Here is a 16,800-nt window from a genome sequence, read left to right as displayed (position 1 = left end):
CTACCCCCCACCTCGAGAGGAACAGAACATGGACCCCCTGCAGAACCGAGTCGCCGTCATCACCGGCGCCGGCGGCGGAATCGGCGCGGCCACGAGCGTGCGACTCGCCGCCGAGGGCTACCGACTCGCCCTGCTGGACTATTCCGATGAAGCGGTCGCCGAGGCGGAGCGCGTCGTCCGCAACGAATTCCCCGACACGGACATACTCGGGGTGCGATGCGACGTCGCCGACGAGTCATCGGTCGCCGCCGCCGCCGAGACCATCGGGGGATGGACCGACAAAGTGCACGCGGTGGCGCTCGTGGCCGGAGTTCTGCAGCAGGCGTATCCCGTCGAGGAACTTCCACTCAAAGAGTTCGACCGGGTCATCGATGTGAACGTCCGCGGGGTGTTCCTGCTGACCCGCGCGCTCGTTCCGATGATCCCCGCCCACGACGGCGGATCGCTGACCGCCATCGCCTCCTGGTCGGGCCAACTCGGCAGCCCGTACTTCACCGCGTACTGCGCGTCCAAGGCCGCCGTCATCGTCTTCATGCAATCGGTCGCCTCCGAACTCGCCGGCCGCGGCATCCGCGCGAACTCGGTGTGCCCGGGGAACATCGCAACCTCGATGCACACCGATGCACTGCAGGTCGAAGCCGACCAGCGCGGAATCGCCTTCGACGAGATGAAATCGATCGAATGGGCGAAGATTCCACTCGGCTATGCGGGGCCACCGAGCACCATCGCCGACGCCGTCGCGTTCCTGTCCTCGGATCGCGCCTCCTACATCACCGGTACCGCACTCGATGTCAACGGCGGCGTCCACTTCCGGTGAGCGGCGAACTTTCACCACGGATTCACGACAGAAGGGACAGAGCGGTGGATTTCCGATCGAACGACGGGCCGACGGTGTCCGAGCACGCAGGCACCTGCACCACCCGGTTCTACATCGAGAAGGAGGAACTGCGCGGGGAGACCATGGGCGGATACCTCGAACTGTTCTCCCGATTCCGTCTGGAACCGGGAACCCGACTCGAACCCCACGCGCACGACAGTGACGAGCTGTACTACCTGCTCTCCGGACGAGCGCAGATGCAGGTCGGCGAGGAGACTACACAGCTTGCTCCCGGCGACCTCGTTCGGATTCCACCGAATGCGGTGCACTCGATCTGGCCTGTCGGTGACGGTGCCATAGATGCTCTGGCCATCGGGTTCTCCTACATGCCCGAGGACCGCATCGGCTACACCGCGTATCCCATCGGGGGAGACCCGTACTGGGTTCCGCACGAGAAACACCGCGCACCCGATCCCATCCCACCCCAATGAGCCGCAGTCGGCACTGCACGGCCATCCCGCTTGGAGCAAAGGAAGACCCATGACCGTCAACACCGAACTGTTGGCCTCCTGCTGGACGTCGGCAGGAGCGACCGGGCCGTCGATCGGCACGGAAATGAGTCCGGTCCCCTTGCGGGAAAGGATCGAGGCCGCCGGCCGAACCGGCTGGTCCGGGTTCGGTCTTTTCCACAAAGACCTCATCGAAGCACGCCAGACGTTCGGGTTGTCGACACTCGGCGCGATTCTCCGGGACAACGGGATGAAGCACGTCGAGTTCGAGTTTCTGACGGACTGGTGGGCCGCGGGTGCCGCTCGCGCCGAATCGGACCGCATCCGCAACCACATGTTCGAATGCGCTGGAGAACTCGGTGTGCAGACGATCAAGGTCAGTTCAGATCTCTCACCGACCCCGCGCCCGTCCGATCAGTACATCGAGCACTTCGCGTTGCTCGCCCGCGACGCCGAACGTCATGGCGTACGCGTGGCGCTGGAGTTCATGCCCATGGCCCACCCCCGAACGGTGCGCGAGGCGGCGGACATCGTCAGGAAGGCGGGAGAGCGTGCTGGAGGACTCTGCATCGACATCTGGCACGTAAACCGCGCCGGGACGTCCTACGAGGAGATGACCGCCGCGGTCGACCCCGACATGGTGTTCGTCGTCGAGCTTAACGACGCCGCCAGCGCCCCGGATGGCACTCTCTGGGAAGACACCGTCAATAGCAGAAGATACTGCGGGGAAGGCGACTTCGACGTGCCGAGGTTCGTCGCAGCAATTCTCTCGACGGGCTATCGAGGCCATTGGGGGGTGGAGATCATTTCGGCCAGCCACCGACGGACTCCCGTGGAAGACGGGCTGCGCCTCGCACACGACGCGGCGATTCGGTCGTTGGAAGACACACACGACCTCACCCGGATCGGAGGCGCTGCCACACCATGATCAAGTAGGGCAGGAGGATGCGGGCCTCAACACCGATGACTCGACCTGCCGAAACCCACGCAACCGCATCGTCGTCAAATGACACCGTGCACCCAGAAAGGCCAAACATGAACACATTTCCTCCGATCACAACGGTCGGCAAGGCGCGCGTCGACGGCAAGCGCGCCATCGTCACAGGCGGCGCCTCGGGCATCGGCCGTGCAATCGTGGAGACCCTCGTCTCCGAAGGGGCGAGCGTCGCGATCTTCGACGTGTCCGAGCGCGACGGAAAAGAACTGGCCGAGCGCCTGACCTCCCGTGAACGTCCCGTCACATTCCACCGCGTCGACGTCACGGTCGAGGACTCCGTTGCCTCCGCGATGGAACAGGTGGCCGCCGAGCACGGAGCGCTCGAGATCCTCGTCAACAATGCCGGCATCTCCGGGCCCGCCGAGCCGACAGATGAGGTCGACTACGCGGCATGGCAGTCGATGATGGCAGTCAACGTTGCCGGCCCGTTCCTGTGCACCAAGCACGCAATTCCATTGTTGCGGAGGGGATTCGGCGGACGAAGCATCGTCGACATCTGCTCGATCTACGGCCTGATCGGCAACGCCGACGCACCGAGCTACCACGCCTCGAAGGGCGCCGTTCGTCTCATGGCGAAGACCGACGCGATGGTGTATGCACCCGAAGGGATCCGCGTAAACGCAGTATGCCCGGGCACCATCCTCACGCCGCTCAACATCAAGAAGGGCGAAGAAAGCCCCGAGGGGCTCGAAGCCTACCTCGCCGGTATGCGGGCTCTGCACCCACTGGGCGTGGTCGGCGACCCCGTCGACATCGCCCTCGGCATCCTCTATCTCGCGTCCGACGAGTCCAGGTTCGTCACCGGGACCGAACTCGTGATCGACGGCGGATTCACCGCGCAGTGACCGCCGTGGCCGTCCTCCGGCGATCACGGGGTCGACCCTCTCGGAAGTCGCCACATCGGGCGTGAGCGACTAGTCGGCACAAGGCCGCCAGATCGGCATCATCTGGCGGCCTTGGCGTTTCAGTTCCCCGTTAGACCCGGGGGTCACGGTGCGGCGTGCAGGCTCTCGAACGCCGAGACCAGCGGGGCGAGTTCCGGCACCGCGGCCGCGGCCTCGAGTGCCTCCCGTAGTGCCGAATCGTAGATCGGACGAGCCTGTTCGAGCAGCTCCGACCCTGCCGGTGTCAACTCGGTGTAGATGCCTCTCCGATCCTCGACACACAGGAACCGTGACAGCAACCCCCGTGCCTCGAGACGGTTGACCAGCCGGGTGGTGGCACTGGACGAGAGCGCGGTGGCACGCGAGAGTTGCTGCATTCGCATATGCAGCGCACGGTCCTGACGGCTGAGTACATCGAGAACTGTGTGCTCGACTACCGACAGCTCGAGCGGCGATTGCAGCGCATTCTCGAGTCGAGTCTCGACCAGATCGTGAAAGGCCGCGACCGTGCGCCATCCCTGGGCTCGCACTTCTACCGCGTCGTCAGCGAACGACACATCGACTCCTCTCCGCCGTCACATCGTTCGCACGAGCTGCCGAACGGCCGCCGTACCGGCCACACCGTGTCAGAGCTGACTCAGCACCGGGTAGTCGGTGTATCCCTCGGCGCCTCCGCCGTAGAACGTGGACGGGTCCGGGGTGTTGAGCGGGGCTCCGGATGCGAGGCGCTCCACCAGATCAGGTGTCGCGATGAAGTCCCGCCCGAAGGCCACGGCATCGGCCACACCATCAGTGAGCAGACGCTGGCCGTCGTGGTGGGACATTTCTTCGTTGGCGACCACCGGGCCGCCGAATACCTGCTTGATATGGGGGAGCTGGCTGTCGTCGGCCTCGATCTCGCGGATGAACAGGAACCCGACCTGACGTTCGCGCAGTTGCTCGGCCACATAGCCGAAGAGCGCCTTCGGGTTGCTGTCGCCCATGTCGTGTTCCTCACCGCGCGGCCGCAAGTGCACGCCGACCCGGTCCGCGCCCCACACCGAGCTCACGGCGTCGGTGATCTCGAGCAGGAACCGGGCCCGGTTCTCGATGCTTCCGCCGTAGTGATCGGTGCGCACGTTGGTGCTGTCCTGGAGGAACTGGTCGATCAGGTAGCCGTTCGCGGCGTGGATGTGGACGCCGTCGAACCCGGCTTCCTTCGCGTTGAGCGCGCCGCGTCGGAAGTCCTCGACGATCCCCGCGATCTCGTCCGTCTCGAGGGCCCGCGGAACCGGATAGGGCCGGTGCGGGCGCAGCAGGCGCACCCGGCCGGCCGCGGCGATCGCGCTGGGGGCGACCGGGAGATTCCCGTCCAGGTATGTCGGATCGGAGACCCGCCCAACATGCCACAGCTGCAGGAAGATTCGTCCGCCCGCTGCGTGCACCGCGTCGGTCACCGTCCGCCAACCCGCCGTCTGCTCCTGCGACCAGATTCCGGGGGTGTCGGGGTAACCCACACCCTGCGCGCTCACACAGGTGGCCTCGGTGATGATCAGTCCGGCGCCGGCGCGTTGCGCGTAGTACTCCGCCATCAGCTCGGTGGGTACCCGTCCCTCCGCGGCCCGGCAGCGCGTCAGCGGGGCCATCACGATGCGGTTCGGCAAAACGATGTTTCCGATGGTCAAGGGGTCGTGCAGCAGCGACATTATGCGGATCTCCTGAAAAGTTGTTTCCGGACATGAGAGCGAAGAGGTATGGGCGTCGAGTCGCGGGTCGGCATCGGTGCCGGGAACCCGGGCGACGGATAGTTGCATACGCCTGTCAAATGATTGCACAGACTCATATGCGGCGCAAGCAACTATATTTCGCGGGCGGCTGGGGCCAAGGCCGGAGAACGTCCTTCTTGCAGGTCACTGTCGGGTGCGAGCATCACTTTGACGTGTGATCGGGTGTCCTGTGCGGCGGCGAGTGCCTCGACACCGGCGGAGAGCGGGAACACCGCGGACACGATGGCCGACAGGTCGAGTCCGCTGTGTCCGACGTAGCGGATGGCGGCGGGCCAGATCGCGGCGGGCGCCCCGACCGATGTCCTCACTGTCAGGTCGCGTTCTTGGATCAGGCCCAGGCGTGCCGGCACCGGGGTGGGCCGGGAGACCCCCATCAGCAGGATGCGCCCGCCCACATCGGCGCCTTCCAGCGCATTCGCCTGGGCGATGGGATTCCCTGATGCTTCGATGACCAGATCGGCATAGGGGCGACCACCGATGTCGGCTGCGAGTTCGGGAATCGTCCCCGAGGTGGGGTCGAGCGCGCCGGTTGCCCCCAACTCGAGTGCTCGCCGGCGACGGATGGGGCTGGGGTCGAACACGATCACCTGTGCACCCGAGTGCCGCGATTGCATGAGGGCGTTGAGTCCGATCGCGCCGAGACCGTGGATGTGGACGGTGTCAGCGGCGCTGACTCCACCGATCGTGGTGAGGGCCTGCAGTACGCATGCGAAGGGCTCGATCACCGCGGCGCTGAGCATGCTGGTGGTCGGGGGCACGTGAAAGCACAAGTCGGCGGGAACGGTGAAGACTTCGGCTGCCGCTCCGTCATGGGTGACACCGAACCAGTCGTTGCCACCGAGGTGACCATGCCCGAGAACCCGATCCCCGGGCCGGAATTCGGTCACCTCGGCGCCGATTTCCTCAACGATTCCCGACCATTCGTGTCCGAGCGAGTGTGGATAGGTGATGCGGAAGGTCTCGGGCATACGGCCGTGCAGAATCTCGGCGTCGGTGCCGCAGATCCCGACGAACGCCAGCCTCACGCTGAGATCTCGCGGTCCCATCGAGCGGGGTGCGCCGCGGTGGACGAACGGTGTGACGGCCCCGTCGAGCATGTCCACGCTGAGCGTCAGCCCGGTCGCCGATGCGGCGGGCGCAGGAAGCGGTGTCATCGGTAGTCGCCTCTCGGGTCGTCGCCGGTGTAGGCCGCCGTGAGCAATCCGCGCAGGTCGGCTTCGGTGACCTCTCGTGGATTGCTGTATGGGCTGTCCACCGCTTGACGAACGACTTCGGCTATTCCGTCCTCGGGCATGCCCAGTTCCGACAGCGAAGCCGGAACCCCGAGATCTCTGCCCAGCTTCGCCACGGCAGTGCCCGGATCCGAGGACCCGGTGGCGCGTTGGAGTGCTTCGCGCGCGGCCGGCGCTGCGGTCAGGTTGTAGGCCATGACGTACGGGAGCACGACGGCGTGTGTTTCCGCATGGGGGAGGTTGAAAGATCCGCCCAGAATGTGACAGAGCTTGTGATGGAGGCCCATCGTGGTCGCACCCAGAGTTGCCCCGCACAGCCATGCCGCGTAGAGGGCATCGGCGCGGGCGTCGAGATCTGCAGGATCGGTGACCACGGCGGGCAACGCGCCCAGCATTTTGTCGACGCCTTCGGCCGCCATCAGGGAAATGATCGGTGACGCATCCGGTGCGTACAGTCCTTCGACGGCGTGCGCGACGGCATTGAGGCCGCTGGTCACCGAAATGGCCACGGGCAAACCGACAGTCAGTTCCGGATCGTAGATCACCGACCGCGGCAGCACCCGTTCGTCACGTCCGGTGCGCTTGACACCGTCATCGGTGATCCCCCAGATCGGCGTCATCTCCGATCCCGCATACGTCGTCGGCACTGCGATGATCGGCAGATCCGATCGCAGGGCGAGGGCCTTGCCGAGTCCGGTGGTCGACCCGCCACCGGCGCACAGCACGGCGTCGGCTCCGGCGCCGCGGATGAACGCAAGTGCATCGTCGATGATCGATGCCGGCACATGCATCGTGGCGTGCGGATATACCCCCAGTCCCGCTGGACCGAGTAGGCCGTTGACTCGCTCGCCGAGTTCCTGTTGCTCGGGAGTGGTGATCACCACCGCCTTCGTTGCTCCGATGGCGGTGAGCTCATCCCGTAGTTCGTCGATGGCACCGGCCCCGAAGCGGACCCGCATCGGTTGAGCTTCGTATACGAAAGAATGCATCAGTGGTTGTCTCCGCCTTCTTTGTGCAATGTGATGTCGATCTGCGCTTCGACGAATGCCCCTGTCACCCCGCACGGGTTGGCGGTGCCGCCCTCGCGTGCAACGAATTCCCGGACAAGTGAATCCTTGACCGCGAAAACAGCATCCGAGTCGAGGTAGTCGCTGCCTCCGATGAAGATGTGGGTGGTCAATTCCCGGAAACCCGGTGCAGCAACGATGAAGTGAATGTGCGCGGGGCGATACGGGTGCCGGTTGGTCGCATGCAGCAACTCACCCACCGGACCGTCTGTCGGGATCGGGTAGTACGCCGGAACGACGGAGGTGAAGTAGAACTTGCCGTCCTCGTCCGCGGTGAGCAGCCCGCGACCATTGCCCTGTGGCTGTTTGTCCGGTTGTTGCACGTCGTAGAAGCCGTGGGTGTCGGCTTGCCAGACGTCGACGACGGCATGTGCAACGGGTTGTCCCTGCTCGTCACGGACGGTGCCGTGCACTACACACAGTTGTCCGTCGCTGACGGGGGAGATGTTCTCGCCGAGCTCTCGTACGGGGGAGTCGACCATGTGGAACGGCCCGAGCACCGTGGAGTCGGTGGCGTCCGGTGTTTCGATGTCGTTGAGGGTTTCCACCAGCATCGACACGCCGAGCACGTCCGAGAGGAGAATGAATTCCTGGCGTACGTCGTCGCACTTCTGTCCGGTTCTGGTCAGGAAGTCGATCGCCGCTTCCCACTCCTCGAACGACAGGTCGACCTCGGCCACGAAGTCGTGCAGGTGCCGGGTCAGCCCGCGAAGAATTTCTTGCAGACGCGCGTTGGGCGTGTCCTCGAAACTGGCGTGAACCTCCTGGGCGAGGGCGTCCAGTCGTTGCGTGTCGCGAGTCATTTTCCGGCTCCTGCGGTCGTACGGGGGGTGGGTTGATAGGCCAGCAAGAGCCAGCGGCCGTCCTGACGAACCCACACCGCAATGCACGAGTTGTCGATGTTCTTCTCGCGGCCACCCACCGTCAGGTGTGCTCGCATGTGGCCCACGACCACGGCGGTGTCCCCTGTGACGAGGACGTCCGAGACCGGGTGGTCGATCGAGTGATACCGCAGAGCGCCCGTAGCCAATTTGGTGAGGTACTCGTCCAGCGTGTCCCGTCGCCCATCGGAGTGGGCGTAGGTCAGTGCGGGGTGCGCGAGGCGGCGAAGTGTGTCCGTATCGCCGGCCACCGCTGCCTGGTACCTGGTGTTCTCATTGGCCACGAGGTCGTCGCGATCTGCGAAGGTGGTGGTCATCGTGCATTCTCCTGTCGAACGGGTCCCGGCAGCCGACCGGTGCGGTCGAGGGTCTGCGTAAACGAAGTGATGGTGTGGCGTCGCTGAGAACCCTGGTCCGTGCGGACCTCCTACTGATCCCGGATGCATCACCGAGATGGGTTGGCTGCGAGCTGACACGTCACCTCCCATATCCGAATGTGCTGCACTTCTCTGCAAGCGCTCGCACAATCTTGGCTCTGCAAGCGCTTGCTGTCAACAGCCGACTACTTGCTCGCGCCCGCCGTCAGGCACTGCGTCGGCAGTCAGATAGAGCCTCTGCCCAGCACGCATGAGGTTCTCCGCTGGATTCGAACCAATCTCGCCACAGAGTGATGCGGTCACTGGAGGTCGGCACCCTACGACGCGGGAAAATCCTCCGAGGTGCCGATTTTGCTTCTTGGACCAGGGGAAATCCATGCGATCGCTTGCCGAAAAGCAATCGATACATCGCCTCAACCGGCAAAGCCCGTCGGGCAGGATGCGTTATTTATGCTGGTCAAACGCATTCCAAGTCGAATTTGCCGCTACGGCGGTTGACAGCAAGCGCTCGCATGGGGCACTCTTAGGCGAGCGCTTGCAAGTGATCTATAGCACTTAGCGCGAAAAGGAGAAGGGTATGTCACAAGCCAGTGTGTGGCCGAAGGCGTTCAGCGAAGTCAGTGCGGCGCGTCACCGCGGTGCGCACTGACTGATCGTCTGGAGAACCGAGGCCGCAGCGGACAGCGTTTTCGCCCTACTCGGTCACGACTTCTGCGATCAACGACATGCGTATCGACTCAGTCAGGCAGCTCGAGCGGACCCGAGCCGAGTCTGCCCGTTGAAACAACAGACTGCACCGGTTCATGACCCCTATCCGCAACCGACTCTGCGGATACATCCAGATTCACCTTCCACTAGGAGATCCCCCATGGCAATTCGCCACGTCACTGTGGGTGCTGCGCTCGCCCTCACGGGTGTGCTCGCGCTGACTGGTTGCGGGAGAGGCGGTGACAACGGCGGCACCTCTGTTGGTTTCTCCGCCGGGTTCCTCGACTCTCCTTTCAACTCCGGCCTGGTCAAGGCCGTCGAGTCTCAGGCGAACGCGGACGGCAGCGGCCTTTCGATGCTGCCCGCCACCGACGCGCAGAGCGATCCGGGCAAGCAAATCACTGATATCAACACGCTGCTCACCCAGGGCGTGCAGGGACTGGTGATGTTCCCGTCCGACAGTGATGCGATTGTTCCCGCGATCGAGGCGGCCAACGCCAAGAATGCCCCTGTCATCACGGTCGACATCGCCGGCAACGGCGGTGACATCTACATGAACATCCGCGCCGACAACGTTGCGATGGGGCGCAGCGTGTGCGAGCAGCTCGGCGCGATCACCGGTGGGAAGGGTCGAGTACTGGAGATTCACGGAGACCTCGGTACCTCGTCCGGATTCGACAGGAATCAGGGATTCAACGAGTGCATGTCCTCGCGGTTCCCGGGAGTCGAGGTCGTTTCCCGCGACGCGAAGTGGAAGACCGACCAGGCTGTCGATGTCGCGCAGACCACATTGTCCACCCAGGATTTCGACGGGGTGTTCTTGGCAAGTGATTCCGTGATGTACAACGGCGTCAAGAACGTCATGTCCGACATGGGCAAGCTGCAACCGGTGGGAACGCCCGGCCATGTTCCGTTGGTGACAATCGACGGTACGAAGGAGGCCCTGCAGGGAGTCCGCGACGGCTACGTCGACGCGGTCGTTTCACAGCCTGTTGATCTGTACGGAAAGTATGCAGTCCAGTACCTCAAGGACGCGCTTGCTGGCAAGCAATACCAGCCCGGTCCGACCGATCACGCCAGCACCATCGTCGAGTACAAGGGCAATCTGGCCGACATGCTCCCCGCTCCGGTGGTGACCACGGCCAACGTCGATGACTCCTCACTGTGGGGGAACCAGTCATGAGCGCGGCCGTATCGACCGATTACGCGATCGAAGCCACGAACATCACCAAGACCTTCGGGTCGACCCGGGCGCTGCGCGGTGCGTCGCTGCAGGTTCGGCGCGGCGAATGCCACGCATTGTTGGGCCGCAACGGCGCCGGCAAATCCACGTTGATCGCAGTGCTGACCGGTTTGGTGCACGCGGATACGGGGACGCTGACCTTCGGTGGGCTCCAGAACGAGACCGCGGGTGATGCCGTTGCGTGCGTGTACCAGAAGAGCACCCTGGTTCCCGACCTGACCGTGGCGGAGAACATCACCATGGGAGCCCAGCCGAAGACCCACTTGGGATTCGTCGACTGGAAGACCATCAACACCGTCGCCCGGGACCTCCTGAGGCGATGGGGCAACCCGCAGCTCGCCGAAAAACTCGTCTGCGACCTCGAGCCGATCGAGAAAAAGATCGTCGAGATCTGCCGCGCACTCTCTCGTGGGCCTCGGATTCTGCTCCTCGACGAGCCCACCGCGGGACTCGACGGTGCAGGAGCGACCGAGCTCTTCCGGCAGATCGAAACCCTCAAGAGCGATGGCGTGACCGTGCTGTACGTCTCGCATCACCTCGAAGAGATCTTCGCCATCTGCGACAGTGTCACCGTTCTTCGAGACGGGACCGATGTCATGTCATGCCCGATGAGTGATCTCACGATGAACTCACTCATCGCGTCCATGACCGGCAGCACCGGCGACGATGCCGCAGCACCCACGAAGAACAGGGCGCGGGCGAACGGCCATACGACGGGCTCGAAGCCCGGTACCGCACTACTCGAGATCGAAAACCTTCACATCGACAATCGAGTCCACGGCTTCGACCTCTCGGTACGTCCGGGGGAGTGCGTGGGTTTGACCGGACTCGATGGAGCCGGCCATGTCCACATCGGGCGGGCGATAGCAGGGCACATTCGCCCCGATCGAGGCCGGATCCTCCAACGCGGAAAGGCAATGAAAAGTGTTCCCGCGCAAGCGATCGACGCTGGAATCGGCTTCGTGCCCGAGGACCGCCACATCGACGGCTATGTCCCCGAACTGTCGGTGGAGGAGAACGCGACGCTGACGATTCTTCACAGGATCAAGAAGCGGACCGGGTTCGTCGATACCGACAAACGTCGCGGGATCTACCGGAAACTGTCCGACGAATGGACGATTGTGGCCAGTTCACCCAGCCAGCCGGCAGAACAGCTCTCGGGTGGAAATCAGCAAAAGGTCGTCCTCGCCCGTGCGCTGGCATCCGAACCGCACACGCTCGTCATCATCAACCCCACAGCTGGGGTCGACGTCGCAGCCAAGCAGTCGATTTACGACACCCTCACCGAGCTGACCCGCGAAGGGAAAGCGCTGATCGTCGTCAGCGGCGACGACGACGATCTCGATATCTGCGACAGAGTATTCGCCCTGCGCAAAGGCCGGGTAGTTCGTGAGTTCATCGGGGGCTTCTCCGAGGACGATCTGGTCGCCGCCGTCCAAGGCGCGGACGCGCCCTCACTCACCAACGAGTTTTCCTCTCCAGATGAAACTAGGAGTTCGTCATGACCACCAGCGTTGAAGGCGCGAAAGCCGGGCCGGCAACCCAACCGGAACCACCCCAGCCGACTGCATGGGCAATGATCCGCAACAGCACTGCGCTGCGCGAGCTGTCCCTCCTACCGGCGATATTTGTAGTCATGGTGCTGGGCTTCATCTTGTCGCCGCAGTTCCTGACGGTAAACAACCTGCTCAACAACGTGTTGGTCAACTCCGCCGTCCTCGGCGTGGTCGTGGTGGCCGAGAGCATCATTTTGATCTCGGGCTACTTCGACCTCTCACTGGAATCGATCGTCGGATTCATCCCGATGATCGCCGCGTGGCTCAGTGTTCCGTCGGCCCTGGGCGGCCTCGGAATCGAACTGCCTGCCGTTGCCACGATCGCCATCGGATTCGTGATAGCCGGACTGATCGGACTGCTCAACGGTTATCTGGTGGCAAAGCTGAAGCTCAACGCCTTCATGGTGACGCTGGCAATGCTGATCTTCCTGCGAGGCATCACCATGGGTGTGTCGGCCGGCCAAACGCTCAGTGGCTTGCCCACGCCGCTGCTGTGGCTCGGACGCACCAGCATCCTGGGCATTTCCGTGCAGGTCTGGTTGTTCGTTCTGATCTTCGCGCTCGCGTGGCTGATCATGCGCAACCACCCCATCGGACGCCGACTGTACGCAATGGGCGGCAACGAGGCTGCTGCGGAAGCCGCCGGCATCCGTACTACCCGCATGACGATCGCGGTGTTCGTCACCGGAGCCCTCATCGCAGCCTTCGCAGGCTTCATGCTCACCGGACGGATCGCCTCGGCGACATCCAATCAGGGTGACGGCCTGATCTTCACCGTCTTCGCCGCCGCCGTGATCGGCGGCATCAGCCTCAACGGCGGCAAAGGATCGATGATCGGCGCTTTCCTAGGTGTGATCATCCTGGGCATGGTCGACAACATCCTCACCCTCTCCCGTGTACCGAGCTACTGGGTGCAAGCGACTTACGGATTCATCATCCTCGCGGCTCTCGTGGTCAACCGATTCGCCAGCCAACGAGAACACCGGCGATCGGTGTAGAACCCCCTGTCAGAAACCGAAGAAAGGAAATCTAGTGACAAGTCCTCTGGTCATTTCGAACACCGGGTCACCGAGCGAGCTGCACGGCCTGCACGGCGGCCGGGGAGTCGACAAGTGGAAGAGGTTCGTAACCGGACTGATGCTCCACGCCGATTGGGATTCGTTCGAACACAACCGTGTCGAGGTCGGCGGACTCATCGGTGAACACATCCACACTCGCACCGAGGAAATCTACTTTATCGTCAGCGGGCGCGGATTGATGAAGCTGGACGACGAGACCCGCGAAGTAGGGCCGGGCGACCTCATCATGACCCCACTCAACGGCCGCCACTCGATCGAGAACATCGGCGAGGACGAACTCGAATTCATTGTCGTCGAAGCGCTTCCGCCGTCAATTGTCGAGCGCCTGCCCGGCTACCGTCCGAGTGAAGTCGTCAACTGAGCGAAAGGCTGAAACCATGACAGGGTCAACAACCACCAACAAGAAGTTCGTCAACCTCTACCGCGAACCGAGCAACATCAGCGAAGTCATGGCCGGCCCGTGGGTAGACATCCGAGTGGATACCATTGCTACCGGAGACACCCTCGAACTGGCATCCGACACCGTGGAACACGCTGGGTTCGTCATCGACGGCACCGCCACCCTCACCAACGGTGACGGGAAGGTATTCGAGCTGGAACGACAGAGCGCATTCGCCATTCCCAAGACCGGACGTGTGTCCATCGCAGCCTCATCCGATGTGTCCTTGCTACACATCGAGATGAACGTCGACTAGCCCGCAGACATGATTCGCACCGGGACGTCGACACGCCTCCCGGCGAACGAGGGGTGCGATCACCATACGGTGATGGCACCCCTCCTGCCGTTAAGCGGCACAGCGCACCGCGCTTCGGACAAAGAAGCAGACAGCAGAGACCTGCTCGCCTGAGAAAGACATACCTCAATACCACCCGTGACTCGGCGGACTACGGCTGAACATCAAATAACCCACGACTCCCGCGGTCACGAACAGCAAGCACCACGAGTACTTCACCAGCAAGTACCGACTGAAACCACTGATAAGTAGAGGAGAAGCACAATGAGCGGAGTGCTGACGGGCAAAGTCGCCATCATCACCGGAGCCGGACAGGGCATCGGTGAGGCCATTGCCCTGAGACTCGCACAGGACGGCGCTTCGATCGGCATCATCGATCTGGACACGAGCAAAGCCGAGTCGGTCGCGGACAAGATCCGCGCCTTCGGAGTCGGTGCCCGCACCGCCACCTGCGACGTCAGTGACCGTGATCAGCTGCATGCGGCGGTGGCGGAGATCGAGACCGCCCTGGGCGGCTTCGACATCATGATCAACAACGCCGGCATCGCTCAGGTCCTTCCGCTGCTCGAAGTCAGATCCGACGACCTCGAACGAATCACGCGAATCAACATCGGCGGGGTGCTCTGGGGGATTCAGGCGGCGGCAGCAAGTTTCATCGAACGCGGAATCCGCGGGAAAATCATCAACGCATGTTCGATCGCGGCCTTCCTCGGGCAGCCGGTATTCGGGGTCTATTCCTCGACGAAATTCGCCGTGCGGGCCCTGACCCAGGCAGCAGCCCAGGAATATGCGCAATACGGAATCACCGTCAACGGCTACAGCCCGGGCACGGTCGGGACCGACATGTGGGACGAGATCGACCGCATCCTGGCCGACCGCAGCGGTGTCGCGGTCGGTGAGTCCTTCCGCAACCAAGCCCATGCCGCCGCACTGGGCCGTCCGTCCACGCCGGACGACGTTGCTGGTCTCGTCGCATTCCTCGCCGGACCCGATTCGGACTACATGACGGGCCAGTCGCCCCTGGTCGATGGTGGCATGTTGTTCAACTGAACAATCGAGGACCGGGTCGGGACTGAATAGGCTCGGTGGACACGACGTCAGATCTTCGAAGGGACACGGCGTTTCGGACGTCGCTCCCTTCGAAGATCGCGTACCTCACGCCACTCACCTGCCCCGAGATGCTGCCTTGCTGATGTGCGCGTGACACAGCACGAGTACACATGCAGTGAACGGGTCGAGCCTGAACGACTACTGCACCGGACGTATGCCCGCGGGCGCGACGGTGCCGGTAGTCTCGCGAACAACGAGATGCACCGGAAGTTCGACGGACCGGGGTACGTAGGAATCCGGCTTGTCGAGCAGATCCATCATCATCTTGGCAGCCTCGACGCCCATTTCGTAGTGATTGACGGCCACTGTGGTCAGTGCCGGTGCGACCAGCTCCGCCGCCGGCACATCGCTGTATCCGACGACGCTGATATCCCGCGGGCACTCACGCCCCCGTGCACGCATCTCCTGCATGACACCGAAAGTGACCATATCGTTGAACCCGACGATAGCCGTCGCATCGGTGTTGTCGAGTAGGTGAGCAGCGGCTTTCCTGCCTTGCGCGGTATCGATGTGATCGATGGTCACGATCAAATTCTGATCGATGTCGAGCCCGTTCTCCATCATCGCGTTGCGGTATCCACGCAAACGTGCGAGGGAAGTGCTGACCTGCGGTGGACCAGCGACGAGGGCGATCCGTCTGTGGCCCAATTCGAGTAGATGATCGATGATCTGCGTCATGCCCATCGCATCGTTGCTGATCACCTGACCGACTTGCGGGTCGCCCGAACTGCGAAGCAAATTCACGACTGGAGCGACTCGCGAAAAACGATGGGGGTCGTCCGTGTCGTTCAGCGTCGAGGTGGTCACGATGAGGCCGTCCACTCGGCGCTCTTCCAGTGTGTGCAGATGTCGCCGCTCACGTTCGATGTCGTTGTCGGTGTTGACGATCAGGGCGGTATACCCGGCGGCGCTGGTTGCATCGTCGATTCCGCGGATCATGTGCGCAAAGAGCGGGACCGCCAGGTCTCCAATGACGACACCTATCGTCGAACTCCGGGCGCTGGCCAAGCTGCGCGCCATGGTGTTGGGCCGGTAGTCGAGTTCCTCGACAGCGCGCATGACACGTTCGAGCGTTTCTCGGCTCACTTTGTTCTGGGTCCGCACGTTCAGAGCCCTCGAAACGGTGGCAGGGTGCACGTTTGCCAGTTTCGCGACGTCGTCCAATCGCGCCCGCATAGACCCCGCCTTCCGCTGAGGATCGCCCAGGAGACTTCCCTGACGTAGTCGCAGTATACCGAAATGTAAGCGCTTGCACAAATTCGAGCAAGATTCGGCAACCTCGCCGCACACCCTGCCAAAGCGCGTTTAGCTCAGGTCATTGGTGGACATCTGACGGCTACTCCGCCTTGATGAAATCTCAAACCCGGCGATTGCGAGGGATCTGAATGCGATCGCTTGCATCGCCTGGCGCAGCATAAGTCGATGGCGCCATCAGCTAGCGAGTGGCCGCGGGTCCGCATCATCTCAGCTCAGGCAGTGATCAACTGGACGGGTACGCCCGATCCGACGGGATTGATGACGGCATCGAGGATCGTCCGCTGGGTTTCGGCGAGGTGATCAGTGCATGCGTTGGCCGCGGCGTCACCGTCGCCGGCGAGGATTGCCCGGCACATGGTCCGGTGCTCGGCGAGGGAGGTGTCGAGGCGCTGGGGGCGTGAGTGCGCGATGATGCGCAGTCGGGCGCTGTGGGGGCGTAACTCGGCGATGGAGCGGGCGAGGTGCTCGTTGCGGGTGTGTGCGATGACGGCCTGGTCGAATGCCTCGGCGAGCTCGTAGAACCGGTCCCGTCGCTGGTCGGACGGCGCCTGGTCCGCGAGAGGGTCGAGTCCGTCGAGGATCT

18 protein-coding genes are annotated in these 16,800 nt (G+C 63.2%); 10 read left to right on the top strand and 8 right to left on the bottom strand.

Features of this window, described 5'->3' with window-relative positions; translation table 11 throughout:
* The first annotated feature begins 28 nt into the window (after positions 1-28).
* The 4 genes from P3H15_RS37145 to P3H15_RS37130 all read left to right on the top strand — a co-directional run bounded on the left by P3H15_RS37145 (position 29) and on the right by P3H15_RS37130 (position 3,168).
* Positions 29-817, top strand: coding sequence for an SDR family NAD(P)-dependent oxidoreductase (locus tag P3H15_RS37145; RefSeq protein ID WP_276141823.1), 789 nt, complete (start codon positions 29-31; stop codon positions 815-817).
* A 44-nt stretch (positions 818-861) separates the two neighbouring features.
* Entirely contained in the window at positions 862-1,308 is a 447-nt protein-coding gene (locus P3H15_RS37140) for a cupin domain-containing protein (protein ID WP_276141822.1), read from the top strand.
* Between the two features lie 49 nt (positions 1,309-1,357).
* Complete coding sequence (locus P3H15_RS37135; RefSeq protein WP_276141821.1) at positions 1,358-2,254, top strand: sugar phosphate isomerase/epimerase; 897 nt, start codon at positions 1,358-1,360, stop codon at positions 2,252-2,254.
* A gap of 107 nt (positions 2,255-2,361) precedes the next feature.
* Positions 2,362-3,168, top strand: a complete 807-nt coding sequence (locus P3H15_RS37130; protein ID WP_276141820.1) for an SDR family NAD(P)-dependent oxidoreductase — start codon at positions 2,362-2,364, stop codon at positions 3,166-3,168.
* A 143-nt stretch (positions 3,169-3,311) separates the two neighbouring features.
* Here the strand turns inward: P3H15_RS37130 and P3H15_RS37125 are convergent, their stop codons facing one another.
* The 6 genes from P3H15_RS37125 to P3H15_RS37100 all read right to left on the bottom strand — a co-directional run bounded on the left by P3H15_RS37125 (position 3,312) and on the right by P3H15_RS37100 (position 8,470).
* Positions 3,312-3,764, bottom strand: a complete 453-nt coding sequence (locus tag P3H15_RS37125) for a MarR family winged helix-turn-helix transcriptional regulator (protein ID WP_276141819.1) — start codon at positions 3,762-3,764, stop codon at positions 3,312-3,314.
* A 69-nt stretch (positions 3,765-3,833) separates the two neighbouring features.
* Positions 3,834-4,892, bottom strand: a complete 1,059-nt coding sequence (locus tag P3H15_RS37120) for an alkene reductase (protein ID WP_276141818.1) — start codon at positions 4,890-4,892, stop codon at positions 3,834-3,836.
* Positions 4,893-5,044: 152 nt separating this feature from the next.
* Positions 5,045-6,127 carry a zinc-binding dehydrogenase gene (locus P3H15_RS37115; RefSeq protein ID WP_276141817.1) on the bottom strand — a complete coding sequence of 361 codons (1,083 nt, stop codon included), beginning with the start codon at positions 6,125-6,127 and terminating at the stop codon, positions 5,045-5,047.
* Positions 6,124-7,194, bottom strand: coding sequence for a maleylacetate reductase (locus P3H15_RS37110; protein WP_346348818.1), 1,071 nt, complete (start codon positions 7,192-7,194; stop codon positions 6,124-6,126). The genes P3H15_RS37115 and P3H15_RS37110 overlap by 4 nt, the downstream gene beginning before the upstream one ends.
* The gene (locus P3H15_RS37105; RefSeq protein WP_276141816.1) at positions 7,194-8,075 is read right to left on the bottom strand and encodes a dioxygenase; all 882 of its coding nucleotides are present in this window, start codon (positions 8,073-8,075) and stop codon (positions 7,194-7,196) included. Before P3H15_RS37105 ends, P3H15_RS37110 begins: the two co-directional genes overlap by 1 nt.
* Entirely contained in the window at positions 8,072-8,470 is a 399-nt protein-coding gene (locus P3H15_RS37100; protein WP_276141815.1) for a nuclear transport factor 2 family protein, read from the bottom strand. The genes P3H15_RS37105 and P3H15_RS37100 overlap by 4 nt, the downstream gene beginning before the upstream one ends.
* A gap of 928 nt (positions 8,471-9,398) precedes the next feature.
* Here P3H15_RS37100 and P3H15_RS37095 point away from each other — a divergent pair.
* The 6 genes from P3H15_RS37095 (at position 9,399) to P3H15_RS37070 (ending at position 14,900) form a co-directional block, all read left to right on the top strand.
* On the top strand, positions 9,399-10,421 hold the full coding sequence (locus tag P3H15_RS37095) for a sugar ABC transporter substrate-binding protein (protein ID WP_276141814.1): 1,023 nt from the start codon (positions 9,399-9,401) through the stop codon (positions 10,419-10,421).
* Complete coding sequence (locus P3H15_RS37090) at positions 10,418-11,986, top strand: sugar ABC transporter ATP-binding protein (protein WP_276141813.1); 1,569 nt, start codon at positions 10,418-10,420, stop codon at positions 11,984-11,986. Before P3H15_RS37095 ends, P3H15_RS37090 begins: the two co-directional genes overlap by 4 nt.
* On the top strand, positions 11,983-13,035 hold the full coding sequence (locus P3H15_RS37085) for an ABC transporter permease (protein ID WP_276141812.1): 1,053 nt from the start codon (positions 11,983-11,985) through the stop codon (positions 13,033-13,035). Before P3H15_RS37090 ends, P3H15_RS37085 begins: the two co-directional genes overlap by 4 nt.
* 34 nt (positions 13,036-13,069) lie before the next feature.
* Positions 13,070-13,477: a cupin domain-containing protein gene (locus tag P3H15_RS37080; RefSeq protein WP_218271209.1), complete on the top strand. Its 408-nt coding sequence runs from the start codon at positions 13,070-13,072 to the stop codon at positions 13,475-13,477.
* Between the two features lie 16 nt (positions 13,478-13,493).
* A complete protein-coding gene (locus P3H15_RS37075) occupies positions 13,494-13,811 on the top strand; it encodes a hypothetical protein (RefSeq protein WP_276141810.1) in 318 nt (105 codons plus the stop codon).
* 303 nt (positions 13,812-14,114) lie between these two features.
* Entirely contained in the window at positions 14,115-14,900 is a 786-nt protein-coding gene (locus P3H15_RS37070; protein WP_276141809.1) for an acetoin reductase, read from the top strand.
* A gap of 198 nt (positions 14,901-15,098) precedes the next feature.
* Here the strand turns inward: P3H15_RS37070 and P3H15_RS37065 are convergent, their stop codons facing one another.
* Both P3H15_RS37065 and P3H15_RS37060 read right to left on the bottom strand, forming a co-directional pair.
* Positions 15,099-16,124, bottom strand: a complete 1,026-nt coding sequence (locus P3H15_RS37065; RefSeq protein WP_276141808.1) for a LacI family DNA-binding transcriptional regulator — start codon at positions 16,122-16,124, stop codon at positions 15,099-15,101.
* A gap of 305 nt (positions 16,125-16,429) precedes the next feature.
* Positions 16,430-16,800 (bottom strand): FCD domain-containing protein (locus P3H15_RS37060; protein ID WP_276141807.1); only part of this gene is annotated, 371 nt, incomplete at its 5' end.

The sequence above is a fragment of the Rhodococcus sp. T2V genome (assembly GCF_029269925.1).
GTDB lineage: Bacteria > Actinomycetota > Actinomycetes > Mycobacteriales > Mycobacteriaceae > Rhodococcus_F > Rhodococcus_F koreensis.
Note: the sequence above shows the minus strand (reverse complement) of the source record. Positions and strands in the feature narration are given on the sequence as shown.